Consider the following 352-nt stretch of genomic DNA (forward strand, 5'->3'; position numbering starts at 1 on the left):
CAGGTGGTGTTACCATCGCATTGATTGCGTTGCCCTGGTGGTGGAATTGGTAGACACAAGGGATTTAAAATCCCTCGACGTTCGCGTTGTGCCGGTTCAAGTCCGGCCCGGGGCACCATCCGAAAATTGAGTGGGTGAATTTAATATCCCGCCGTCGAGTTGACCGGCCGAGTGTCGGACCATCAATTCCGGCTCGGGGCACCATCTCAAATTATGCGACACTAGCTCAGTTGGTAGAGCGCAACCTTGCCAAGGTTGAGGTCACGAGTTCGAACCTCGTGTGTCGCTCCAGTTGAGGCGCCTTGGCAGAGTGGCTATGCAGCGGATTGCAAATCCGTGGACCTCGGTTCGA

General features: G+C 55.4%; 2 tRNA genes. Both read left to right on the forward strand.

What is annotated here, in order from left to right:
- Nucleotides 1–31 precede the first annotated feature (31 nt).
- Nucleotides 32–118, forward strand: a tRNA-Leu gene (locus H735_RS29555).
- A gap of 97 nt (nucleotides 119–215) precedes the next feature.
- Nucleotides 216–291 (forward strand) — tRNA-Gly (locus H735_RS29560).
- Nucleotides 292–352: the final 61 nt, after the last annotated feature.

Source organism: Vibrio owensii CAIM 1854 = LMG 25443, assembly GCF_000817815.1.
Lineage (GTDB): Bacteria > Pseudomonadota > Gammaproteobacteria > Enterobacterales > Vibrionaceae > Vibrio > Vibrio owensii.